Annotated in this window: 23 protein-coding genes; 14 read left to right on the top strand and 9 right to left on the bottom strand. The window is 59.6% G+C overall.

Features of this window, described 5'->3' with window-relative positions; genetic code table 11:
* The first annotated feature begins 21 nt into the window (after positions 1-21).
* Together ACR0JI_RS08010 and ACR0JI_RS08005 are read left to right on the top strand one after the other, a co-directional pair.
* Positions 22-345: a 2Fe-2S iron-sulfur cluster-binding protein gene (locus ACR0JI_RS08010; RefSeq protein ID WP_209504265.1), complete on the top strand. Its 324-nt coding sequence runs from the start codon at positions 22-24 to the stop codon at positions 343-345.
* Complete coding sequence (locus tag ACR0JI_RS08005; protein WP_480476506.1) at positions 345-1,088, top strand: FG-GAP repeat domain-containing protein; 744 nt, start codon at positions 345-347, stop codon at positions 1,086-1,088. Before ACR0JI_RS08010 ends, ACR0JI_RS08005 begins: the two co-directional genes overlap by 1 nt.
* Positions 1,089-1,222: 134 nt before the next feature.
* Here ACR0JI_RS08005 and purD read toward each other — a convergent pair whose 3' ends face one another.
* Positions 1,223-2,491 carry a phosphoribosylamine--glycine ligase gene (gene purD, locus ACR0JI_RS08000; RefSeq protein ID WP_480476504.1) on the bottom strand — a complete coding sequence of 423 codons (1,269 nt, stop codon included), beginning with the start codon at positions 2,489-2,491 and terminating at the stop codon, positions 1,223-1,225.
* Between the two features lie 76 nt (positions 2,492-2,567).
* Here purD and xseA point away from each other — a divergent pair, with 76 nt between their 5' ends.
* Positions 2,568-4,052, top strand: coding sequence for an exodeoxyribonuclease VII large subunit (xseA, locus tag ACR0JI_RS07995; protein WP_480493455.1), 1,485 nt, complete (start codon positions 2,568-2,570; stop codon positions 4,050-4,052).
* Between the two features lie 3 nt (positions 4,053-4,055).
* Positions 4,056-4,697, top strand: coding sequence for a glutathione S-transferase family protein (locus tag ACR0JI_RS07990; protein WP_480476500.1), 642 nt, complete (start codon positions 4,056-4,058; stop codon positions 4,695-4,697).
* Here ACR0JI_RS07990 and ACR0JI_RS07985 read toward each other — a convergent pair whose 3' ends face one another.
* Positions 4,698-5,078 (bottom strand): hypothetical protein, encoded by a 381-nt coding sequence (locus tag ACR0JI_RS07985; RefSeq protein WP_480476498.1) that lies wholly within the window; start codon positions 5,076-5,078, stop codon positions 4,698-4,700. It abuts the gene before it with no gap.
* A 155-nt stretch (positions 5,079-5,233) separates the two neighbouring features.
* Between ACR0JI_RS07985 and ACR0JI_RS07980 the strand changes: the two genes are divergently transcribed.
* The 5 genes from ACR0JI_RS07980 (at position 5,234) to ACR0JI_RS07960 (ending at position 9,468) form a co-directional block, all read left to right on the top strand.
* Positions 5,234-5,872 (top strand): lysoplasmalogenase family protein, encoded by a 639-nt coding sequence (locus ACR0JI_RS07980; RefSeq protein ID WP_480476496.1) that lies wholly within the window; start codon positions 5,234-5,236, stop codon positions 5,870-5,872.
* A gap of 58 nt (positions 5,873-5,930) precedes the next feature.
* Entirely contained in the window at positions 5,931-7,073 is a 1,143-nt protein-coding gene (gene ftsY, locus ACR0JI_RS07975; RefSeq protein ID WP_480476494.1) for a signal recognition particle-docking protein FtsY, read from the top strand.
* A gap of 88 nt (positions 7,074-7,161) precedes the next feature.
* A complete protein-coding gene (locus tag ACR0JI_RS07970; protein WP_480476492.1) occupies positions 7,162-8,064 on the top strand; it encodes an EamA family transporter in 903 nt (300 codons plus the stop codon).
* A 16-nt stretch (positions 8,065-8,080) separates the two neighbouring features.
* On the top strand, positions 8,081-8,686 hold the full coding sequence (locus ACR0JI_RS07965; RefSeq protein ID WP_480476490.1) for an inner membrane-spanning protein YciB: 606 nt from the start codon (positions 8,081-8,083) through the stop codon (positions 8,684-8,686).
* 113 nt (positions 8,687-8,799) lie between these two features.
* On the top strand, positions 8,800-9,468 hold the full coding sequence (locus tag ACR0JI_RS07960; protein WP_480476488.1) for a Crp/Fnr family transcriptional regulator: 669 nt from the start codon (positions 8,800-8,802) through the stop codon (positions 9,466-9,468).
* Between the two features lie 218 nt (positions 9,469-9,686).
* On the opposite strand, the gene ACR0JI_RS07955 is transcribed toward ACR0JI_RS07960, so the two are convergent.
* The 6 genes from ACR0JI_RS07955 to rpiA form a co-directional block, all read right to left on the bottom strand.
* On the bottom strand, positions 9,687-11,126 hold the full coding sequence (locus ACR0JI_RS07955) for a Do family serine endopeptidase (protein ID WP_480493563.1): 1,440 nt from the start codon (positions 11,124-11,126) through the stop codon (positions 9,687-9,689).
* A 181-nt stretch (positions 11,127-11,307) separates the two neighbouring features.
* Entirely contained in the window at positions 11,308-11,502 is a 195-nt protein-coding gene (locus tag ACR0JI_RS07950) for a DUF2065 domain-containing protein (protein ID WP_480476484.1), read from the bottom strand.
* Positions 11,502-12,398, bottom strand: a complete 897-nt coding sequence (hflC, locus tag ACR0JI_RS07945) for a protease modulator HflC (protein ID WP_480476482.1) — start codon at positions 12,396-12,398, stop codon at positions 11,502-11,504. The genes ACR0JI_RS07950 and hflC overlap by 1 nt, the downstream gene beginning before the upstream one ends.
* Positions 12,398-13,540, bottom strand: a complete 1,143-nt coding sequence (hflK, locus tag ACR0JI_RS07940; protein ID WP_480476480.1) for an FtsH protease activity modulator HflK — start codon at positions 13,538-13,540, stop codon at positions 12,398-12,400. The genes hflC and hflK overlap by 1 nt, the downstream gene beginning before the upstream one ends.
* Before the next feature lie 72 nt (positions 13,541-13,612).
* Positions 13,613-14,971 carry a glutathione-disulfide reductase gene (gene gor, locus ACR0JI_RS07935; RefSeq protein ID WP_480493458.1) on the bottom strand — a complete coding sequence of 453 codons (1,359 nt, stop codon included), beginning with the start codon at positions 14,969-14,971 and terminating at the stop codon, positions 13,613-13,615.
* A 124-nt stretch (positions 14,972-15,095) separates the two neighbouring features.
* Positions 15,096-15,884 (bottom strand): ribose-5-phosphate isomerase RpiA, encoded by a 789-nt coding sequence (gene rpiA / locus ACR0JI_RS07930; protein WP_480493460.1) that lies wholly within the window; start codon positions 15,882-15,884, stop codon positions 15,096-15,098.
* Between the two features lie 167 nt (positions 15,885-16,051).
* Between rpiA and ACR0JI_RS07925 the strand changes: the two genes are divergently transcribed.
* From ACR0JI_RS07925 to ACR0JI_RS07910, 4 genes are read left to right on the top strand one after another with little or no spacing between them, the layout of a single operon-like run.
* Positions 16,052-16,753 (top strand): glutathione S-transferase family protein, encoded by a 702-nt coding sequence (locus tag ACR0JI_RS07925; RefSeq protein WP_480493461.1) that lies wholly within the window; start codon positions 16,052-16,054, stop codon positions 16,751-16,753.
* Between the two features lies 1 nt (position 16,754).
* Entirely contained in the window at positions 16,755-18,128 is a 1,374-nt protein-coding gene (locus tag ACR0JI_RS07920) for an L-serine ammonia-lyase (RefSeq protein WP_480493463.1), read from the top strand.
* 20 nt (positions 18,129-18,148) lie between these two features.
* The gene (locus ACR0JI_RS07915; RefSeq protein WP_480493465.1) at positions 18,149-18,565 is read left to right on the top strand and encodes a GFA family protein; all 417 of its coding nucleotides are present in this window, start codon (positions 18,149-18,151) and stop codon (positions 18,563-18,565) included.
* Between the two features lie 45 nt (positions 18,566-18,610).
* Positions 18,611-19,525, top strand: a complete 915-nt coding sequence (locus ACR0JI_RS07910) for a DMT family transporter (RefSeq protein ID WP_480476470.1) — start codon at positions 18,611-18,613, stop codon at positions 19,523-19,525.
* Here the strand turns inward: ACR0JI_RS07910 and ACR0JI_RS07905 are convergent.
* Positions 19,470-20,177, bottom strand: coding sequence for a thiamine diphosphokinase (locus ACR0JI_RS07905; RefSeq protein WP_480493467.1), 708 nt, complete (start codon positions 20,175-20,177; stop codon positions 19,470-19,472). The two genes, ACR0JI_RS07910 and ACR0JI_RS07905, sit on opposite strands and share 56 nt — an antisense overlap.
* Positions 20,178-20,300: 123 nt before the next feature.
* On the opposite strand from ACR0JI_RS07905, the gene ACR0JI_RS07900 reads away from it, so the two are divergent.
* Entirely contained in the window at positions 20,301-22,004 is a 1,704-nt protein-coding gene (locus ACR0JI_RS07900; protein WP_480493469.1) for a hypothetical protein, read from the top strand.
* The last annotated feature ends 126 nt before the right edge of the window (positions 22,005-22,130 follow it).

Here is a 22,130-nt window from a genome sequence, read left to right as displayed (position 1 = left end):
CGCAAAAGGAAGACGCACGCAATGGCAAAGATCACCTATGTCGAGCATGGCGGTACCGAGCACACTGTCGAGGTCGCCAACGGACTGACTGTCATGGAAGGGGCCCGAGACAACAATATTCCCGGCATCGAGGCCGATTGCGGCGGTGCCTGCGCCTGCTCGACCTGCCATGTCTATGTCCACCCCGACTGGGTCGAGAAGATCCCGGCCAAGGACGACATGGAAGAGGATATGCTGGATTTCGCCTATGAGCCCGACCCGGCCCGCTCGCGCCTGACCTGCCAGATCAAGGTGACCGACGCGCTGGACGGTCTGATTGTCCAGATGCCCGAAAAGCAGATCTGATGCTGTCCAAAGCGCCGCGTCAACCCGCCCGCCTGTGGCAATGTCGGGTGCGCAGCGCTTTGCTCCCTTTTGGCATGTGGTGCGCGCTGCCAATCGCAGTCCCGGCGGACACCATCACCGACGCTCGCTTCACGGAACCAACCACGCGATACGCGCATGGTGTTTTGGGCGACAACATCGAATACGGCGCGCTGGAACTTGTGGTCAATGACACAGTCGTAACGGTTCGCCTGCCACAGGACCGTGTATTCGAAGACCTCGCGCCGCGTCTGGCAGACATCGACAGGGACGGCGCGGTTGAAGCAATTGTCGTTGAAACGCAGGACACAACAGGCGCTCAGCTTGCGATCTACAACGCCGCTGGCGAAAAAATCGCGGCCACACCTCATATCGGCGCACGTTTCCGCTGGCTCGCCCCGGTCGGTGCTGCTGATCTGGACGGTGACGGCAATATCGAAATCGCCTATATCGACCGCCCCCACCTGGCCAAAACCCTGCGCATCTGGCGCTTCAAAGATGGCGGCCTGACCGAAATCGCCGCTCTGCCCGGCCTGACCAACCACAAGATCGGTGAGGATTTCATTTCCGGCGGCCTGAGGAGCTGTGGTGAACTCCCTGAGATGATCCTTGCCAGCGCCGACTGGTCGCAGATCATCCGTGTTTTTTATCAGGATGGCTGGCATCTGACGGACCTGGGCCCGCTCAAACACCGCGACAGTCTCACATCAGCCCTGAATTGCTGATCCGCTTCTTCATCTGGCCAATAATATCCTGGGGGTGAGCGGTTGAAAGGAAATCGTCCAGTGGACGATTTCGACCGCGAACGCGCGCAGCGCCGGGAGGCCGCAAGGCCGAGGGGGCAAAGCCCCCTGCCCGATCATCCCTCCAAAGCGCGCCAGCCGATATCGCTGCGATAGAACCCTTCGGGCCAATCCACGGCATCAACCATCTGATACGCCCGGTCGCGCGCCTCTTGCAGCGTTTTTCCGCGCGCGGTCACGTTCAGAACGCGCCCGCCGACAGCCTGCACCTGCCCCGCAGCCTCGCTAGTGCCGGCATGAAACACCATATTGCTGCTGTCCTCGGGCAAGCCGTCCAATCCTTTGATGACCGTGCCCTTCTCGTAGGTTCCCGGATAACCTTTGGCCGCCATCACGACCGTCATCGCGTGATCATCAGCCCAGTTGACCCGCATCTCGCCCAGCCGCCCTTCGGCGGTGGCATGCAACAGGTCCATCGCCTGCGCGCCCAGACGCATCATCAGGACCTGACATTCCGGGTCCCCGAAACGGACGTTGTATTCCACAAGGCGCGGCTGGCCGTCCTTGATCATCAGCCCCGCATAGAGAATTCCCTGAAACGGTGTGCCCCGGCGCTTCATTTCGGCAATGGTGGGCCGCACGATTTCTTCCATCGCGCGCGCTTCAACTTCCGCGCTCAGAACCGGCGCCGGAGAATAGGCACCCATCCCCCCGGTGTTCAGGCCGGTATCCCCTTCGCCCACCCGCTTGTGGTCTTGTGCCGTACCGATGGACAGGATGTCTTGGCCATCGCACAGAACAAACAAAGACGCTTCTTCGCCGTCCATAAACTCTTCGATCACGACCTCGGCCCCCGCGCCACCAAAGGCACCTCCGAACATGTCGTCAATGGCGTCAAGCGCCGTGTCTTCGTCCATGGCCACGATCACGCCCTTGCCGGCGGCCAGACCATCGGCCTTGACCACGATGGGCGCGCCCTGTTCGCGGATATAAGCCTTGGCGGGTTCGGGCGCGGTGAACCGCGCATAAGCGGCGGTGGGGGCATGTGCCGCGTCGCAGATTTCCTTGGTAAAGCTTTTCGAGGCTTCCAGCCGGGCCGCTTCGGCAGACGGTCCGAAAACCAGCACCCCGGCTTCGCGCAGGCGATCCGCCACTCCTGCTGCCAAGGGAGCCTCGGGGCCGACAATCACGAAATCAATCGCGTTTTCTTCGGCAAAGCTGACGACGGCCCCGCCGTTTTCGATATCCAGAGCGGCACAATCCGCGATCTGAGCGATCCCGGCATTGCCCGGCGCCACAATCAGACGGTCGCATTTGGGGTTTTGCATCACCGCCCAGGCCAGACTGTGTTCGCGCCCGCCGCTGCCGAGAATAAGGATGTTCATGGGGTCGTCTCCGATCTGCTTGGCCTCGCCTGCGCGGCGTTCTAAGCTGGGTGAGCATTTGAAACAAGGCGCTGAAATGTCCGACCTGCTTGATGACCCGATTCCGGGCCAAAACACCCCTGAATACACGGTTTCCGAGGTATCGGGCGAGGTAAAACGCACACTGGAAGGCGCGTTCGGGCGAATCCGCGTGCGCGGCGAAGTTGGCCGCGTGTTCAAGGCCCGATCCGGGCACCTGTACTACGACATCAAGGACGACCGGAACGTTTTGGCCTGCACGACATGGAAAGGTCAGGTTTCCAGCCTCTCGGTCGTGCCAGAGGAAGGGCTGGAGGTTGTCGCCACCGGTCGCCTGACCGCTTTTGGCGCGCAATCCAAATACAACCTGAATGTCGATGAAGTTGCCGTTGCCGGTCAGGGCGCGCTTATGGCCTTGCTGGAAAAGCGCAAGAAGCAGCTTGAGGCCGAAGGTCTGTTTGCGCCCGAGCGTAAGAAGCCCCTGCCGTATCTGCCGCAGATCATCGGCGTTGTGACATCGCCTTCGGGCGCGGTGATCCGTGACATTCTGCACCGGCTTCGGGACAGATTCCCGCGCAAGGTGCTGATCTGGCCCGTGGCCGTGCAGGGCGCAAACTGCGCCCCCGAGGTTTCCCGTGCCATCGAAGGGTTCAACCAGTTGACACCCGGTGGCGCGCTGCCCCGTCCTGACCTGATCATCGTGGCCCGTGGCGGTGGGTCGATCGAAGATCTTTGGGGCTTCAACGAAGAGAGTGTCGCGCGCGCCGCCGCCGCATCGGACATACCGCTGATTTCGGCCGTTGGGCATGAAACCGACACGACCCTGATCGATTTCGTTTCGGACCGCCGTGCGCCTACACCCACAGCTGCGGCAGAGCTGGCCGTGCCGGTCGGCATCGAACTGCTCGCCTGGACCGGCGAGCAAGGCGCCCGCCTGTCGCGCGCGGCAACGGACGCGGTGCAGCGCCGTTCGCAAAGGCTGCGCGATTTGTCCCGCGCCCTGCCGCGCCCGGACAGCCTGTTGAACTCCCCCCGGCAACGCCTTGATTTGATTGCGGATCGCTTGACCCCGGCTTTGACACGAGGAGTGCAAAACCGTCGCCTGCAAGTGGTGGAACTGTCGGCCCATCTGCGCCCGTCAACTCTGCGCACTCTGGTCTCGGCCCGGCAGGAATCATTGCGCAACCTGTCTTCGCGCCTGTCCCTGCGCCCGTTTCAACGCGAGATCGGCCAGCACGCGCAAAACCTTGCCCGGCTTGCTGATCGGATGAACGCGGCGCAGACCACGCGGCTGGATCGTCTGAAACATCAGCTTGAGGCCACTGACCGCCTGCGCGAAACGCTCAGCTACAGGGCGACGCTGGAACGCGGATATGCCGTGGTCCGCGCAGATGGGAATGTCATCACGACCAAAGCCGAGGCCGCAAAACATACAGCGCTGGACATCGAATTCGCCGATGGCATCCTTGGCACTGGGACAGCCGCAAAGCAGCCCAACCGGAAATCCAAACCGGATGCACCAGATCAGGGATCGTTGTTCTAAACCATGCTGACAATCTGGGGCCGCAAAACGTCATCGAATGTTCAGGCCCTGATGTGGTGCGTCGGAGAGCTGGATCTGCGCTTTCATCGCCACGATGCAGGGCACAGGTTCGGCGGGCTGGACACCGATGCCTTTCGCAAGCTGAACCCGAACGGCACCATCCCAGTACTACAGGATGACAATCACCCACCGCTGTGGGAGACCGGCGCAATCCTGCGCTATCTGGCGAATGCCTATGGCGGGAATGCCTTCTGGCCACGCGACCCGGTCCAGCAGGCCGAAGTCGACAAATGGGCGGAATGGGCCAAGATCAACGTTGCGATGGGTTTCACAGTGCCCGTGTTCTGGCAGGTTGTGCGGACGGCCCCGGCGCAGCAGGACCAACACGCGATTGAACAGGCTGTTGCCGCGCTGGATAGAAAACTGGCACTTGCCGATACCCGACTGTCAGAAAACACCTACCTGTGCGGGCCCGATCTGACGCTGGCCGATATTCAGCTGGGACATATCCTTTATCGCTATTACGACATCGGCATATCCCGCGCGGTCCTGCCCAACCTGCGGCGCTATTACGATAAGCTGACAGAAAGACCTGCATATCAGGAGCATGTCATGCTCAGCTATGATGAGCTTCGGGTGACCTAGTCAAACCCCGACGTCGGGGCCATAACACACCATTTCTTCCCCGATATCTTCCGCCTCGTACAGCTCGGTCGCCTGCGGGTCGCCTTCAAACTGCGCGACAAGGCCACCGCCGGATCGTGTAAAGACCCAGCATTGCGGATCAAACCGGTCTTCATAGATGAAACAAATCTGTTCTTCCTGCTGATACCATACACCTTCCTTGCAATCGCCATCCAGAAAAGACCAGATCACGCGGCGGTTGGGCAAATAGCGTTCGACCCCGTAAACCTGCCCTTCGAACCCGTAAAACAGGGTCTTGCCCTGCGTATAGGTGTCGAATTCGGGGCCGGACAAAGGGGTCTGGGCCGCAGCGGGCGGCGTGACAAAGCAGGCGAGAATCATCAGCGCTCGGAACATATGCCCATTGTGTCAGATGCGATCCGGGGACGCCATTCACCCTTTGGCCAGGGGTTGGGGAAACACGCTTAACTCCACGTAAGCGCTTGATTATTTGCCCCACTCGGGATGATGGTATTCGAAAACCGCGGTGAGGTGACATGACAACCTTTCTCTTCTGGATCGCCCTTGGCTGCGCATTGGGATACCTGCCCCTGACGGCCCGACCAGCCAGTTCCTTGCGCACTGTGCTGAAAACCACCTCGGTCGCCGCGCTGGCAGTCATTGCGGTTCTGCAGGGCAGCCCATGGATGCTCGCCGTTGCACTTGCCCTGTGCGCAACCGGGGACGCGCTGTTGTCGCGTGAAACGGATGCCACGTTCATGGCCGGCATTGCTGCTTTTGCCGCCGGGCATCTGGCCTATATCGCCCTGTTCCTGTCGCATCCTGCCAGCTCCGCCAGCCTGATCTGGGATGCCCCCGCGATCGTGTGGTCTCTGGTCATTCTGGGCATTGTCATGGCCACCCTGCTTGCCCCCCGCGCCGGAGACCTGAAAGGCCCTGTTCTGGCCTATATCCCGATCATCCTTGGCATGGGGATCACCGTGCTGGCGCTGCCCCAGACAGGTGCCTTGCGATGGGCATTCCCGGCTGCAATCGCCTTCATCGCGTCTGATCTGATCCTTGCTACGGAAAAGTTCCTGCTGCCTGCGAACCATCCCGCCCACAAGCTGACTCCCTATCTGATCTGGCCGCTCTATTGGGGGGCGCAATTTGGTTTCGTCTTCGCTTTTGCGTGACCCTTTGCAACTGCCGCAAATCCGCATTAGGTGAAAGGAACACCTGCGGAGACCAAATATGGCGTTTTTCTCAAAGCTAAAGGACAAACTGTTCAAATCCTCATCCCGCCTCGAACAGGGGCTGGACGCCATCGTCGAGGATGGTGGCGAGGAAATCGCCGCACCCGACCCAGTCCTCCCCGAACCTGAGCCCGAGCCGCAACCGGTCCCGGAAATTCCGGCCCCTGAACCGGCTCCGCAACCGGCTGAACAACCTGCCCCCGCCCCGGCAGACCCCAAGCCCATTGCCCCACCGCCGGAAATTCCCGAATCCAAAGGCATCCTGAACCGCCTGTTCAGCCGCGGCGGCGCCGCCACTGAAATGCGCCGCACGCTGGATGACGACATGCTCGAGCAGCTCGAAGAGCTGCTGATCGCTTCTGACATGGGCGTCGACACCGCCCTCCGTGTCACCTCGAACATGGCCGAGGGGCGCTTTGGGCGCAAACTCTCGACCCGGGAAATCAAACAGCTTTTGGCGCAGGAAGTGTCCCGTGTGATGGAGCCCGTGGCCAAGCCACTGCCGATTTACCCCAAACGCCCGCAAGTGGTGCTAGTCGTCGGCGTCAACGGCTCGGGCAAGACCACGACCATCGGCAAACTGGCCAGCCAGTTCAAGCAGGCTGGCAAAAAAGTCGTCATCGCCGCCGGTGATACCTTTCGTGCTGCGGCCGTCGAACAGCTGCAAGTCTGGGGCGACCGCGCCGGGGTTCCGGTTCTGGCCGCGCCCGAGGGCTCGGACCCCGCCAGCCTCGCCTTTGACGCGCTGACCCGTGCTCAGGCCGAAGGCGCGGATCTGCTGATGATCGACACCGCCGGACGCCTGCAAAACCGCACCGACCTGATGGAGGAGTTGGCCAAGATCGTCCGCGTCATCCGCAAGGTTGACGAGACCGCACCGCACAACACCTTGCTGGTCCTCGATGCTACCACAGGCCAGAACGCGCTGAGCCAGGTGGAGACCTTTCGCAAGCTGGCCGATGTCTCGGGCCTGATCATGACCAAGCTGGACGGAACCGCCAAGGGCGGCGTGCTGGTCGCTCTGGCCGACAAGTTCGGCCTGCCGATCCATGCAATCGGGGTGGGAGAGCAGATTGATGACCTTGCCCCCTTCGACCCCGAAGACTTCGCCGCCGCCCTGACCGGGCTCGACAAGGGCTGATCCGCCACTTCATCTGGCCCTGAATATCCTCGGGGGTGTGGGGGCAGACAGCCCCCACCCCTTTCCGCCCGGCAAAAGGTTTGCGTATTTGAGCGACTGGCTGATCTCACTTGAAGGCACCGAAGCCGGTCACCAGCTGGCGCTGGCACTGGCGTTGATGGCTGCCTTCCTGCACGCCGCGTTCGGGGCGCTGCAGAAAGGCCGCCATGATCCATGGCTGTCCCGCGGCGCCATTGACGCCAGCTATGGCCTGATGGCCGCCCCGTTTGCCTTTTTCGTGGTGCCTTGGCCTGAACCACATATGTGGCCGATCTTCGCCCTCGTCTGGCTGATCCACATTGCCTACAAGACGCTGCAGGCCGCGGCGTACACCAAGGGGTCCTACACGGTCGTCTATCCCGTCGTGCGCGGGACAGGCCCGCTGTTTACGGTCATTGGTGCCTATCTCCTGTTCGGTGAAACATTCTCGACCGTGCAGTGGCTGGGCGTCGCAACCCTGCTGGCCGGGATATTTGGCCTGGCCGCCTATAATTTCCGGTTTCTCGAAACCAACCGGGACACACTGGGGATTGCGCTGGTCCTGGCGATCATTACGGGCCTGTTTGTAGCGCTTTACACCACCTATGACGCCTATGGCATACGTGCCACCGCCGACCCGTTCACATTTCTGGCCTGGTTCTTCATGATCGACGGCGCGGCGATGCCGGTCTACGCCTTCCTCAGATGGCGCGCGATGACACATCGCCCTGCACCCGGTCCGCTGATGCTGCGGGGCCTGGCCGGGGGCATCATCGCGCCTTTGTCCTTTGGGTCGATCATGCTGGCCACACGGCTGGACAAAGTCGGTGAAGCTGCCGTGCTGCGCGAAACCTCAACCGTCTTTGCGGCGCTGATCGGCTGGCTTGTCCTGAAGGAGACCGTTGGCCCAAGACGCATTGCATTGATGGCATTGATTGCACTCGGCGCCGTAATAGTTGAAATGGGCGGGTAAGCAGCAGGACGTACCGATGACAGGCAAAAAAGATATCAACCCATTTCTGAAACAGGTGCTGGAACTTGGCCCGCCGCTGGCCTTCTTCTTCATCTACCTGCGCTTGCGTGATGACAGCTTTCTGATCGGTGGCACCGAGTATTCCGGCTTTATCATCGCCACGATTATCTTCGTCCCTTTGATGCTGGGGGCAATGGGTATCCTGTGGTACCTGACCGGCCAGCTTAGCCGGATGCAGATTTTCACGGCCTTCATGGTCATTTTCTTTGGTGGCCTGACCGCATGGTTCAATGACGAGCGGTTTTTCAAGATGAAAACCACGCTTGTCTATGGCCTGTTCGCCCTGATCCTTGGCATCGGGTTGCTGCAAAAGAAATCTTATCTGGCCTACGTACTGGATGAATTGCTGCCGATGAAGCACGAAGGGTGGATGATTCTGACGCGCCGCCTTTGCGCCTGTTTCGCCGTTCTGGCCGCCGCAAACGAGTTTGTCTGGCGCACCATGTCGACCGACCTTTGGGTCAAAATCGAAACCTTCGGATTTCCCATCGCGCTGATGGCCTTCCTGATGCTGCAATTCAGCATCCTGCAACGCTATATGGACGACCCGGAACAGAAATAGCTGTCCTGACGTCGCAATACCTGCAAAACAAACAAAATTCTTGGCTTAGCCGCCGAGCTATGGGAAGTTGTGCCACCACCCACACTCACACCTTACCCAAGATCGGTGTATACATGACGGCCTTTCCCACCAGCGGCTTCCTTTCGGAGGCCTCCGACGGGCTTAGAGAGATGCTTTCGGCGCAGGCGACCGACATCTCGCTGGCTCAAGGCGAAACCCTATTCGAACAGGGCGATGAAGGCGATTCGCTCTACGCCATTCTGGAAGGCACGCTTGAAGTGTCCTTTCTGGCGATGAGCGGGCGAAAGCTGACGCTGACCCTGATGCGCCCTGGCGAAGTCTTTGGCGAAATTGCACTGTTTGACAACGGCCCGCGCACGGCGACTATTGCGGCGGCCGAGCCATCGCGCGTTTTGCGCGTACGTCGCAATGACGTCATGAACCAGATCAGAAAACAGCCTGATCTTGCCGTGGATCTGATCCGGTTGGCCGGGGTGCGCATGCGATGGATGGGGTTGCAGCTGAACGAGCAGGTCTTTTTGCCCATGCCCATTCGATTGGCCCGAAAGCTTTTGCATCTGTCGGAATTGCAGGACGACCCAACGCAGCGCATCACCTTGTCGCAGAGCGAACTGGCCGAATTTGTCGGGGCCACACGCGAGGCCGTTTCCAAGACGATCTCGATCTGGAAACGCGACAATATTGTCGAATCCTCGCGCGGCGGATTGCTGATTCAGGATTTCGACGCTTTGCGGGAACTGGCCGATTCCGAACTTATCTGACCCAGTGTGATCTGGTTCACATACGAAGAGGTCGGCGTTGACCTAAGGTGAAGTTGTTACCGTAGGAGGTCAGAGAATCATCCCCGATATCTGTCCACTGATCTCTCCCTGTATCTGAGCCATACGCAATTACCGCGTATGGCTCATTTTCTTTCTGCATGCCTCTTCAGGTGTTCAGGCAATGAAAAAGGCCAGGCGCTTGTCCCGGCCTTTTCTAATCACTCTTCCAGGCTTAGCGCCACAAATCGCGGCTCGCCCCCCCTGCGGACCAAAAGCAGCAGGGATTTCCGCCCAGCCTCTCGCGATTGGTCCATTCGGGCCTCCAGATCCGCGATGGTTTCCACCTTTTGCTGACCCGCTTCCGTAATCAGGTCACCCGCGCGCAACCCTTTCGCGTAGGCTTCAGACGCTTCGTCGACATTCGAAATCACCAGACCTTCGGCATCTGCATCCAATCCCATATCCGCGCGCAGCGTATCTGTGAGCGGGGAGATGGTCAGCCCGAGAATATCGGCGTTTTCTTCGACCGGAGCATCTTGCGTTTCTTCTTCGTCATCTTCTTTGCTTTCTGCGTCTTCGCGGCGTCCCAGCGTGACCAGAATTGTCTGCGTGCCGCCATCGCGATGCACAATGACCCGGACAGCTTTGCCGACTTCTGTTTCGCCAACCTGACGGACCAGACCACGGGTGTCTTCGACCTCGACACCGTCAAAGCTGATGATCACGTCGCCTGCTTTCAGACCGGCCTCCTGGGCGGGGCCTTCCGGAACATCGCTGATCAGCGCGCCGCCGGGCTTTTCCAGCCCCATGGCCTCGGCCATGTCCTCGGTCACGTCCTGAATGCGGACACCCAGCCAGCCGCGCCGGGTTTCACCAAACTCGCGCAGCTGATCGACAACCTTCACTACCACGTTCGACGCCATCGAAAAGCCGATGCCGATCGAGCCACCGTTGGGCGACAGGATGGCGGTGTTCACGCCGATCACTTCGCCGTCCATGTTGAACAACGGACCGCCCGAGTTGCCCCGGTTGATCGCCGCATCCGTCTGGATGTAGTCGTCATAAGATCCGCTGAGCGCCCGGTTGCGGGCGGATACGATACCAGCGGATACAGAAAAGCCCTGACCAAGCGGGTTGCCCATGGCAATAACCCAATCACCCACACGCGCCACGTCGCTGTCGCCGAATTGCACGTATTTCAAGGGGCCGGACGCTTCGACCTTGAGCAGCGCGATATCGGTTTTCTCATCGGTTCCGATGACCTTGGCCACCAGTTCTTTTTTGGGCTGCCCGTCGCCGGGGAAGAATTCTATGAGGATTTCATCAGCTTCCGCAATGACGTGATTGTTGGTGACAATAAAGCCATCCTCTGAGATCACAAAACCCGACCCAAGGGCGTTGCTGCGTCGGGGCGGGCCGTTGTCATTGCCGCCGTTGCGATCCTGAAACTCGCGAAAGAAATCCTCGAACGGAGACCCCTCGGGCACGATGCCCTGCGGACCTGTCTGACCTTCGATCAGGGTGCTTGTGGTGATGTTCACCACGGCCGGGCTGATCTTTTCCGCCAAGGGCGCAAGGCTTTCGCTTCTGGCCTGAGCGGAAACCGACTGCGCCAGCACAAGCAGTGTACCGGCAAAGGCCAGCCACATTAGCCGCATCCAAACACTCACGTCGTCCCATCGGACGGATAAACTGCTCGCTTTCGCCTGCACTTGAGCTCTCCTTGTCGACAATCTTGCCAAGGCCTGTATCGGCCTTTCTTAGTTTCCAATGTAGTCAGTTTAACCCGGTGAGCAACTCGGGATCGCAGCGAAATCACCCGCACGTGAAACCGCCCCGTCAAAAGCCCAGTTGATATGCCCCCCAGAGCAGGATCAAACCACTGACAACACAAAGCAACCCGGCCAGACGCCGGGCCTGTACGGGCATGGCGCGCAGCGCCTCCAGCATCCGTTCGATAAGCGAAGGGGCCAGCGCATAGGCCAGCCCCTCGACAATCAGAACCAGCCCGAAGGCCAGAAGGATCATGCCCATTATTCAGAGACCGGAGCCGCCGGAACACTCCGCCCTGTGGGTGAACCCAGGTAATTGAAAAATTCGGAATCCGGGCTCAACACCAGCGAGCTGTTACCGCCTTGCAGCGCATTCTGATAGGCCGTCAACGAGCGGTAAAATTCAAAGAACTCCGGATCGGCGCTATAAGCTTCGGCAAAGATCGCGTTGCGTTCGGCGTCGGCTTCACCGCGGGTGATCTCAGCCTCACGGCGCGCATCCGACACCAGTTCAACCACAGTCCGGTCAGCCTGCGCGCGCACACGTTGCGCCGCCTCGTTACCACGTGCGCGTTCATCTGTCGCTTCACGTTCCCGCTCGGCCTTCATCCTGTCAAATGTGGCCTCAAGGTTGGCCTGCGGCAAGTCGGTCGCTTTCAAGCGCACGTCGATTACGGTGACGCCTAACGCCTGCGCTTCGGCAATCGCGCTATTTCGAATGCGCAGCATCAAGGCTGCACGGTCCGAGCTGAGGATGTCACGCGAGGAAACCGAACCCAGTACTTCGCGGGTTTCAGCACGCAGAATGCGGTCCAGACGATCCTCGGCCACCGGGATACCACCGACGCCAACGGCCTGACGGAACTGTTCCAGATCAGAAATTCGATAACGCGCAAACGCATCAACCACCAGACGACGATCATCCAGCGGAGTAACTTCCAGCGGGTGGACATCGATGGACAGGATGCGGTTGTCATAGCGCACTACTTCTTGAATCACCGGTATCTTGAACGCCAGACCTGGCTCCTCCTTCACCGCGACAACGCGGCCAAATTGTAAAACCAGAGCACGTTCGCGCTCGTCCACGATGAAAATCGAGGAAAGAACACCGACTACCGCGATGAAAACGATCGGCAAAATAAATGTCGTCTTACGCATCAGTTGCTCTCCCCAGAAGGACTACGGCGCAGCTCATTCAGTGGCAGGTAGGGCACGACGCCCTGCCCTTGTCCACTCGAGCTCGGGTCTAGAATGATCTTGTCGACGTCACCCAAAATCTGTTCCATCCGCTCCAAGTACAGACGCTTGCGAGTCACGTCCGGTGCCTTGGAGTATTCTTCCAAAACCGCGCTAAAGCGGCTGGCCTCACCCTGAGCACTATTGATTTGTTGGGCGCGGTACCCTTCAGCCTCTTCCAGAATCTGTGCGGCTTCACCACGTGCCTCGGCCAGCACACGGTTGGCATAGGCGTCTGCCACGTTCTGCAACCGGTCACGTTCTTGCGCGGCAGCCTGGACATCGCGGAAGGAGGCGATCACGTCCTGTGGCGGGTCGGCTTTGTCAAAGTTGACGCGAATGATGTTCACACCCGAATCGTAGCTGTCCATTGTATCCTGAATCAGCACCTGCAAACGATCGGCGATTACGCCGCGATCACGGTTAAGGATCGGTGCAAGCTCGCTTTGCGCAATGATCTCACGCATCGCGGATTCGGACACGGCTCGGATCGTCTGGCGCGGATCACGCAGATTAAACAGGTACTTGGCCGGGTCGTTGATGTTCCAGACAACCTGATAATCTATGTCGACCACATTCTCGTCGCCGGTCAGCATCAGGCCATCGTCGCTACCACGCGCGCCACCCATGTCTTCGTTCTGTTCGCGGGTCACCGGAATAACCTCGGCGGTTACAAACGGCCATGGCGCAAAGTTCAGGCCCGGATTGCCGACGGCCGAGAATTCACCCAGAAACAGTTCGACAGACTGTTCTTCGGGTTTGACAGTATAAAAGCTCGCAAGCCCCCAGACTACTGCAGCTGCAACAAGGCCAATCGCAACTGTGCCCTTGGTAAAGGCCGGACCGCCACCGCCCTGACCACCGCTACCGCCACGGCCACCGCCGCCACGGCCGCCCATGAGGACGCGCAGCTGTTCCTGGCCTTTTTTCATCAGTTCATCGATCTCGGGAATATGCGGGCCATCGCTTTCGGGAGGCTTGCGCCCGTTCCCGTTGTTACCCTGATTTCCTCCGCCACCGGATGAGCCTCCGCCCCCCCAGGGGCCGCCGCTGTTGCCCGCCATATGTATCTTTTCCTTCGTTTTGGACCGTGTGATCACGGGTTCCCTTGTAACCTGTGTGCGCGCGCTTGCAAATCAAGCCGTGCGCACAGGTTGCCGCATTGTCACCAGTTCTTCGGCCATGACCGGGTGAACTGCAACCGTGCGGTCAAAATCTTCCTTGGTCGCGCCCATCTTTACGGCGATTCCCGCCAGCTGGATCATCTCGCCGGCACCGGGGGCGACAATATGGCAACCCAGCACCTTGCGCGTGGCCTGAGAGACGATGAGTTTCATCAGTACCCGCTGCGTGCCGCCAGCAAAAGATTTCTGCATCGGCTTGAAAGATGTGGCATAGACCTCGATCGGTTCCTGTTCTGCTGCCTCTTCTTCGCTGAGGCCGACAGTTCCCATCTCGGGCTGAGTGAAGATCGCAGTCGGGATCAATTCGTGATCTACCGGTGTCGGATTGCCTTTGAACACGGTTTCCACAAAGGCCATCCCCTCGCGGATCGCGACCGGGGTCAGGTTCATCCGATCGGTCACATCGCCAATGGCAAAGATCGAGGGAACGGCGGTCTGGCTGTATTCATCCACGATGATCTCGCCCTTACGACCGCGTTCAACGCCCAAAGCCTCCAACCCAAGGTTATCGGCATTCGGCGCACGGCCCGTGGCATACATCACCACATCAAAACTCTGCTCGGAGCCGTTGGTGGCCTTGACCCAGATCTTGTCGCCTTGCTTTTTCATCTCAAGCACATTGGTGCCCAGATGCAGGTCGATGCCGTTCTGGCACATTTCTTCGCTGATCAGTCCACGCGCCTCGTCATCAAAACCCCGAAGGATCTGTGCGCCGCGATAAAATTGAGTCGTCCTGACCCCCAGCCCGTTCATGATCCCGGCAAATTCACAGGCGATATAACCGCCCCCTACGATCAGGATGCTTTCTGGCAGCTTACCCAGATGGAATATCTCGTTCGACGTAATCGCCAGTTCCGAGCCCGGAAAATCCGGAACAACCGGGCGACCGCCAGTGGCGATCAGAATGTGTTTGGCGGTTTTGCGGGTTCCATCGGTCAGCTCGACCGTGTGGGCATCCACAAGGCGCGCACGCTGGTCAAAGCTTTCGACGCCGTTGTTCTTCAGGATATTGCGATATATCCCTTCCAACCGATCAAGCTCGGCCACCAGCTTGCCGTGGAAAGTGTTCCAGATGAACGCGCCGGGCTGAATGTCCCAGCCATAGGCCTGCGCATCCCCGACCATGCCCGAGTATTCGCTGGCAAAGACCATCAGCTTCTTTGGCACGCAGCCCCGGATCACACAGGTGCCGCCATACCGGTCTTCTTCGGCCAGCGCGACCTTGGCGCCGGTTTCACCCGCCGCAACACGCGCCGCGCGGACCCCGCCCGAACCTCCACCGATGACAAAAAGATCATAGTCAAAGCTCATGCCGGGTTCCTTCGTTCAACTTGCAAAATTCTCTGGATATCTGGGCGTAAAAAACCCTGTGCCAACCCCCGGCGTGGAAAATTCGAACTTTCATAGCCACTTGCCGGAGGGACCTGCACGATACTCAGTCCGAAAAATCGGAAAACAGGTTATCGCGCGATCCGCTGAGCAGCTGATCCATTGCGACCGTACCCGCGTTGATATCCCGCAGCTCGACCCGGCCATCGCCATGGCCGATCACGACCTTGTCGCAGATGTCGATGAACAGGCCATTTTCCACAACACCGGGCACCTGGTTCAGGATCAGCGCCATCTGGCGCGGGTTGCCGATGCGCTTGAGGTGCAGGTCAAGGATGTGGTTGCCCTCATCCGTCACAAACGGGGCCTCGCCATTCATGCGCAGCGCCGAGGATGTCCCAAGCACATCCATCGTATCCAGAGCTTCCTCGATCAATGTGCGTGTTGTCTGCCAGCCAAAGGGAATGACCTCGACAGGCAGCGGAAAGGCCCCCAGAGTTTCAACTTCTTTGCCTGCATCGGCGATGACGATCATCTGGTCGCTGGCCGTGGCCACAATCTTTTCCTGCAGATGCGCACCGCCACCACCCTTGATCAGGTTCAGGTCCTGATCGAACTCATCCGCGCCGTCGATGGTCATGTCCAGCCAACCGGCCTGATCCAGTGAAATGACGTCGATACCAACCTCGCGGGCAAGCTGCGCCGTGCGGGTCGAGGTTGGAACACCCTTGATCCGCAGTCCGTCTTCGCGCACCCGTTCACCCAGACGGCGCACCAGCCAGGCGGCTGTCGATCCTGTGCCAAGGCCCACGCGCATCCCGTCTTCAACCATGTCGGCGGCACGGTACGCGGCAACATATTTCGCGGTGTCGATTGGCGACAGATCTCTGGTCATGGCAGCTTTCCCAGTTTATTCTGACGGAGTTATAGGGAATGCGTCAGACGACTGCGACCCCATTTTGCGATCCGACAGGTGTTAAGATGTCTCAGGACTACGCGTTTCCTGTCGGAAAAGTCGCAATCATGTCTTACACCCACATCTTTGCGCTGTAAGTTGCGCGCATGTTGACCCCGTACCGCCTGCATTATGCCCCTGACAACGCCTCGCTGGTGATCCGGCTGGCGCTGGACGAGATGGGCGTGGCTTATGAAACCGTGCTGGTGGACCGCCGCCAGAACGAGCAGGACAGCGACGCGTATCGGTCGCTTAATCCCAACGGGCTGATCCCGGTTCTGGAAACGCCGCAGGGCCCGATCTTTGAAACTGCGGCGATCCTGCTTTGGCTGACAGAGCGCCATGGTCAACTGGCCCCGGCGGTGGATGATCCTGAACGCGCCGGATTTCTGAAATGGCTGTTCTTCGCGTCCAACACGTTGCATGCGGATCTGCGCATCCTGTTCTACGCTGAAAAATACATAGACGCCTCACAGGCCGACACGCTGCGCGCGGGCATCCGACCCCGGTTGCTGCAGCACCTGCGGTTGCTGGATGCGCTGGCGCAACGCGGGCCTGAGTGGTTTCGCGCAGGTGTCCCATCGGTTCTGACCTATTATGTCGCCTGCATGATGCGCTGGATGGCCCTGTACCCTGTAAGTACTGACCGCAGCTGGTATCAACTGGCCGACACGCCGCATATGCAGAAAGTGCTTCTGCACCTTGAGACATGCCCCGCCACCCGTTCGGCAATCGCTGCGGAAGGTTTGGGCGTTACACCCTTCACATCCCCTACTTACGCTAATCCCCCGGAAGGCTCGGCTATCTGATATGTTCCTATCTGTCTTCGATATGTTCAAAGTGGGCATTGGCCCGTCTTCATCTCACACAATGGGCCCGATGGTGGCTGCGGCGCGCTTTCTGGACATGATGCGCGCGTCCCCCTTTGAATTTACGGGTCTGAAAGGTTCACTGCACGGCTCGCTGGCCTTCACCGGCGTCGGCCACGCGACCGATCGGGCGACCATTCTGGGTCTGGCGGGCTTTGTTCCCGACACCTATGACAACGAAAAGGCCGAGGCCGCGCTGGCCGATATCGCACGCACGCACACCGTCACGCCCGAAGGCCTGCCGACGCTTCATTTCGATCCCAAGGCGGATCTGATCTTTGACTACGACAACAATTTGCCCGGGCACGCTAACGGGATGATCCTGATGGCCACCGACGCACAGGGCGATGTGATCCTGCGGCAGGTGTATTATTCGATCGGCGGCGGCTTTGTCCTGACCGAGGAAGAACTGGCCGAGGGGAAAGACACCGATGAAGGCGACCCGGTCCCGTTCCCGTTCAAATCCGCCGCAGAAATGCTTGAGATGGCCAAATCCAGTGGCAAGACCATAGCCGGGATGAAGCGCGCAAACGAGATCGCGCGGGGCTGCGCCGACAGTTTCGCGAAAGGATCGGCCCGTTTGTGGGACGTCATGAACGCCTGTATCGAACGTGGCTTGACCACTGACGGCATCCTTCCGGGCGGCCTGAAAGTGCGCCGCCGCGCGAAAGGCATCTATGATGCGCTGATGGCCGAGCGCGGCATGAACCTGACCGCGCCGCACACGATCAACGACTGGATGAGCGTCTATGCCATGGCGGTCAACGAGGAAAACGCGGCGGGCGGGCAAGTTGTCACTGCGCCCACCAACGGGGCCGCAGGTGTTCTGCCCGCTGTTCTGCGCTATTATCTGGATCACGTACCGGGCGCGTCCGAAAGCCATATCGAGGATTTCCTGCTGACCGCAGCGGCCATTGGCGGGTTGGTGAAGTACAACGCCTCAATCTCGGGTGCCGAAGCGGGATGTCAGGCCGAAGTTGGCAGCGCCGCTGCCATGGCGGCAGCCGGGCTTTGCGCGGTGATGGGCGGAACCCCCGAACAGGTGGAAAATGCCGCCGAGATTGCGCTGGAGCATCATCTGGGCATGACCTGCGACCCCGTTGCCGGGCTGGTTCAGGTTCCTTGTATCGAACGAAACGGGTTAGGCGCTATCAAAGCAGTTTCAGCCGCCTCGCTGGCCTTGCGCGGGGACGGTCAGCATTTCGTGCCGCTGGACGCGGTGATCGAGACGATGCGCCAAACCGGCCATGACATGCATGAGAAATACAAGGAAACCTCGCTGGGTGGTCTGGCTGTGAACGTACCGAACTGCTGAAACAGAAAGCGAGGGGCGACATGCGTGGGCATTGTCTGTGCGGCAAGATCCGGTTCGAGGTCGACCCTCCGGTACTTTCATGCGTCACCTGCCATTGCGACAGTTGCCGCCGCCAATGCGCAGCGCCGATGACAACGTATTTCGGAGTTCGCGATGGTCATTGGCGGTGGATCGGTGAAGAGCCCAAGCGCTTTAACTCCTCTCCTGGTGTCGAGCGCAGCTTCTGCCCGCATTGCGGCACGCCGATGTCCTTCCGGTCAACCGCCATGTCGGATGTGGTGCACCTATATGTCGCGACGCTGGACGCTCCTGACACGCTGGAACCAACGTTGCATGTCGCGCATGAAGAAAAGCTGAAATGGCTGAAATTGGAGGATGGTCTGCCCACCTGCAACGGGCCGGATTACACCAAGGTTCAGCCCCTGCCCGACCGCTGACAACAGCGCTTCCCTCTGCGTCGCGAAACAGTTAGCGTCGCGCTCATGACTCAGGACAGACCCGTCTTTGGCATCTTCTTGATGCTTGGTTTTTGCGTGCTCGCGCCCTTGGGGGATGCGATGGCGAAGCTGTTGGGCGAGACCACACCGCTGGGTCTGCTGGTCATGGTCCGTTTCGCGGTGCAAGCGGTGATCCTGATCCCTCTGGTTGCGGTGACGGGGCGGCCCTGGCGGATGCGCGGACGCATCCTGCGGCTGACCCTGCTACGGACCCTGCTGCATATCATCGGCATTTCGGCCATGTTCAGCGCGCTGCAATTCCTGCCTTTGGCGGATGCCGTTGCAATTGCCTTCGTCATGCCATTCATCATGCTGCTGCTGGGCAAATATGTTCTGGAGGAAGAGGTCGGTTCCCGCCGTCTTGCCGCCTGCATCGTCGGGTTCATTGGCACGTTGCTGGTTATTCAACCCAGCTTTGCAGAGGTGGGCGCACCTGCGTTGCTGCCACTGATCGTTGCCGTGGTTTTTGCCTTGTTCATGCTGGTCACCCGGCAAGTCGCGAAAGAGACCGACCCGGTGTCGTTGCAAGCCGTGTCCGGCGTATTTGCGACAGTCCTTCTGGCTCCGATCCTTCTGATTGGCACGCAAATGAACATTCAAGAGCTCTCGATGACCCTGCCGTCCAGCGACCTGAACTGGCTGCTGATTGCGATCGGGGTGTTGGGTACGGTCGCCCATCTGCTGATGACTTGGTCGCTGCGCTATGCGCCCTCTGCTACACTGGCCCCGATGCAATATCTGGAAATCCCGGTTGCAACCCTGATCGGATGGGTGATCTTCAGCGACCTGCCCGACGGATTGGCTGCAGTTGGCATCGTCATTACCATTGCCGCAGGCCTGTACGTCATTCTGCGCGAGCGGGCCAGCGCCCGGTCTGCCCCGACAGAAACACCTGCATAAGCGGATCGAGTGCAGCGCGCGGGATCATCACCAGCAAGCCCGGCCCATCCATCTTCAGCTCGACAGGTGCCAGTGCGCGGTTGGACGTTCCCACCTGCCCGTCCGGCCGAAAGGCCAGATCGTCAATCGGCCATTCCAGCCCGGTACTACGCCCCGTCACTGACTGCATCGGAAACAGCGAGACCACATCGCCGGGCGCAACCGGCAGCTTGATCTCTGGCGGTGCGTGAAAAACCAACTCACGTTCGCCCAGCAATATGCAGGCCTGATCCTGCCGTCGGACCAGAACATTCAGAACGGCCAGTTGATGATCAAGCCGCCCGCCAAGAAACCCTGCCCCCAGAACCAGCGGAGCGTGCAGATTGCGCAGAGCCTTGTCGAAATCGGTACTGTCCTGTTCGCGGATGGCAAACAGGCGATCCGCGGGAATTTTTGCTTGCGTCGCTTGGCTCAGCGAATCGAAGTCACCAATCACCGCATCGGGAATCCGGCCTGATTCTGTCAAAACGTCCGCTCCGCCATCGGCGGCAACGACCGAATTGACGCGATTCAGCACCAGATTCAGGTCTCCATATCCGATAAATCCCCCTCCGAACAACCCAATTGGATCGGCAGAGCGTACAATTGGCTTGATTTTCCTAAGATTGGCCATTTTTCCCGGATTTGGACACATTAAGACCACAAAATGATAGGTTCATGCATAAAGTTCAGAGCCTTCGTGTGCTCCCGATTCCGGGTAAGTGGGCTCTCGTAGTTTGTAAAGGACGTGCGTCTGATGGTACAGAATAACAAGGTATTAACCGTTTCATATGGAACCTTCTCCTGCACTTTGGAAGGATTTGATGATTCCTTTGAAACGATGAAAGCCATCGCCGAGTATTTCCGCGATCTCGCAGCGGATGACCGTTACTTCGGCTCGGAACCCCCGCAACCGGATGCCGAAATGCTGACCCGCATCGCCCGGCGCGATGCATCACAGCGCGTCGAAGCCCGTCAGAACGAATCCGGCCTGTTGCTGCGCGCCACTCAGACCACCGAAACTCCTGTCGCTGCTGAAGAACCGGCCCCGCACACGGCCGCTATCAAGGCTGCCGATACTCCCACTCATGTTCAGCCGCAACCGGCCCCCGCGCAGACCGGGTTCGCCGAAGCGGAACCTGTCGCGGACACCCCGCCACCGGCTGCTGACAGCATCGCGGCGAAACTGCAACGCATTCGCGCGGTCGTCTCTCATTCCGACGTGCCCGCTGCCGAGTATTCCGAAGACGAAGAGTCGCCGCTGCTGGCCAATACCGCCCCCCCGGTAGATGCTGTGGCCGCTGCGTTTGAGGCCGGTGCGCTCAGCGCAGAAGACTTTGCCGAACCCACAGAGCCTGAATCCCAGGAAACCGAAGAGCCCGCGGCACCTGCGATTGATGAGTTGCAGGATCAGGAAGCTGAAGAACCGCAAGCGGCTGAGACAGCAGAAGCGCTGATCCCCGAAGGTGCTGAAACTCAGATCGAAGAAACCGTTGACTTGCAGGCGCCCCTGACCCCCCAGCCCCTGCATATCGACGAAATCGAAGACGCGCCGGTGGCGGATCAGTCCGCTGCCGAGCCTTTGTTCGCTGATCTTGAAGACGTTGCCGAAGACGATTTCGACGAAGAAGATGCCCCCAACATCCTCAACGTTGAAGACGTAGCAATTGAATCCGACGATGAACCGGTCGAGGAAGACCTGACGCAGGGTGTATTGACGGCAGAAGACGAAATGCACCTGTTGACCGAAATTTCCGAGATCGAACAGCACCTGTCCGGTCGTTCGAGCCAAAAACTGGCTGACGATGCGGATCCCGATCAGGATATGTCGCGCCTGATGGCAAAGACCGGCGAGCATATGGATGACCCCAGCAGCAGCGATGCGCGCGAAACCTATTCGCACCTGCGCACCGCCGTCGCAGCCACCGAAGCCGACCGCGACGGTCAGGCGCGCTCGAAAGAGGCGGCCGACCGGGAATACCGCGGCGATCTGGCATCCGTGGTCAGCCCACGGCGACCCGAAATCAAGGTAACCAGCATGCGTCCGGCACCGGAAGCTCCGGCGCCACTCAAGCTGGTGGCCGAGCAGCGCGTGGATGAACACGGAACATCCGCAAGTCCGGTCTTGCCACGTCGCGTCACTACAGACCAGGAAGCAACCGGATCAGAGGAAGGCGGTTTTGCACAGTTTGCACAGGAACAGGGTGCGCAATCGCTGCCTGATCTTCTGGAAGCGGCTGCCGCCTATCTGTCCTTCATCGAAGGTCAGGAGCAGTTTTCGCGCCCGCAGCTGATGAACAAGGTGCGTTCGCTGAAACAGGACGAGTTCAATCGCGAAGAAAGCCTGCGTTCTTTTGGGCAGTTGCTGCGCGATGGTAAAATCGAGAAAGCTGGAGGCGGGCGTTTCGCGGCGTCCAACCTGATCGGTTTTCGCCCCGACGACGAGCGTGCCGTAGGCTGATCACACTGGAAGGTTCACAAGCAAGGCCGGGGTTTGCCCCCGGCCTTTTTGCTTTTGCAATTGGACCATACGCCAGCCTTGAATGGCAAAGCCCGCGCGTTTCGACTGTTACCAGACGGTCGTCAC

It is taken from the genome of Ruegeria sp. N10, from assembly GCF_056531545.1.
The sequence above is the reverse complement of the archived record's forward strand: the minus strand, read 5'-3'. Positions and strand labels throughout refer to the sequence as shown.

Bases quoted from the DNA above. Each gene is read 5' to 3' on its own strand.
- xseA (WP_480493455.1), top strand. From the start codon at position 2,568: ATGTCCGACCTGCTTGATGACCCGATTCCGGGCCAAAACACCCCTGAA.
- ACR0JI_RS07955 (WP_480493563.1), bottom strand. From the start codon at position 11,126: ATGCGGCTAATGTGGCTGGCCTTTGCCGGTACACTGCTTGTGCTGGCG.
- hflK (WP_480476480.1), bottom strand. From the start codon at position 13,540: ATGGCGGGCAACAGCGGCGGCCCCTGGGGGGGCGGAGGCTCATCCGGT.
- ACR0JI_RS07920 (WP_480493463.1), top strand. From the start codon at position 16,755: ATGTTCCTATCTGTCTTCGATATGTTCAAAGTGGGCATTGGCCCGTCT.
- rpiA (WP_480493460.1), bottom strand. From the start codon at position 15,884: ATGACCAGAGATCTGTCGCCAATCGACACCGCGAAATATGTTGCCGCG.
- ACR0JI_RS07990 (WP_480476500.1), top strand. From the start codon at position 4,056: ATGCTGACAATCTGGGGCCGCAAAACGTCATCGAATGTTCAGGCCCTG.
- gor (WP_480493458.1), bottom strand. From the start codon at position 14,971: ATGAGCTTTGACTATGATCTTTTTGTCATCGGTGGAGGTTCGGGCGGG.
- ACR0JI_RS07980 (WP_480476496.1), top strand. From the start codon at position 5,234: ATGACAACCTTTCTCTTCTGGATCGCCCTTGGCTGCGCATTGGGATAC.
- ACR0JI_RS07985 (WP_480476498.1), bottom strand. From the start codon at position 5,078: ATGATTCTCGCCTGCTTTGTCACGCCGCCCGCTGCGGCCCAGACCCCT.
- ACR0JI_RS07925 (WP_480493461.1), top strand. From the start codon at position 16,052: ATGTTGACCCCGTACCGCCTGCATTATGCCCCTGACAACGCCTCGCTG.
- hflC (WP_480476482.1), bottom strand. From the start codon at position 12,398: ATGCGTAAGACGACATTTATTTTGCCGATCGTTTTCATCGCGGTAGTC.
- ACR0JI_RS07950 (WP_480476484.1), bottom strand. From the start codon at position 11,502: ATGGGCATGATCCTTCTGGCCTTCGGGCTGGTTCTGATTGTCGAGGGG.
- ACR0JI_RS07915 (WP_480493465.1), top strand. From the start codon at position 18,149: ATGCGTGGGCATTGTCTGTGCGGCAAGATCCGGTTCGAGGTCGACCCT.
- ACR0JI_RS08010 (WP_209504265.1), top strand. From the start codon at position 22: ATGGCAAAGATCACCTATGTCGAGCATGGCGGTACCGAGCACACTGTC.
- ACR0JI_RS08005 (WP_480476506.1), top strand. From the start codon at position 345: ATGCTGTCCAAAGCGCCGCGTCAACCCGCCCGCCTGTGGCAATGTCGG.
- ACR0JI_RS07910 (WP_480476470.1), top strand. From the start codon at position 18,611: ATGACTCAGGACAGACCCGTCTTTGGCATCTTCTTGATGCTTGGTTTT.
- purD (WP_480476504.1), bottom strand. From the start codon at position 2,491: ATGAACATCCTTATTCTCGGCAGCGGCGGGCGCGAACACAGTCTGGCC.
- ACR0JI_RS07960 (WP_480476488.1), top strand. From the start codon at position 8,800: ATGACGGCCTTTCCCACCAGCGGCTTCCTTTCGGAGGCCTCCGACGGG.
- ACR0JI_RS07905 (WP_480493467.1), bottom strand. From the start codon at position 20,177: ATGGCCAATCTTAGGAAAATCAAGCCAATTGTACGCTCTGCCGATCCA.
- ACR0JI_RS07965 (WP_480476490.1), top strand. From the start codon at position 8,081: ATGACAGGCAAAAAAGATATCAACCCATTTCTGAAACAGGTGCTGGAA.
- ACR0JI_RS07900 (WP_480493469.1), top strand. From the start codon at position 20,301: ATGGTACAGAATAACAAGGTATTAACCGTTTCATATGGAACCTTCTCC.
- ftsY (WP_480476494.1), top strand. From the start codon at position 5,931: ATGGCGTTTTTCTCAAAGCTAAAGGACAAACTGTTCAAATCCTCATCC.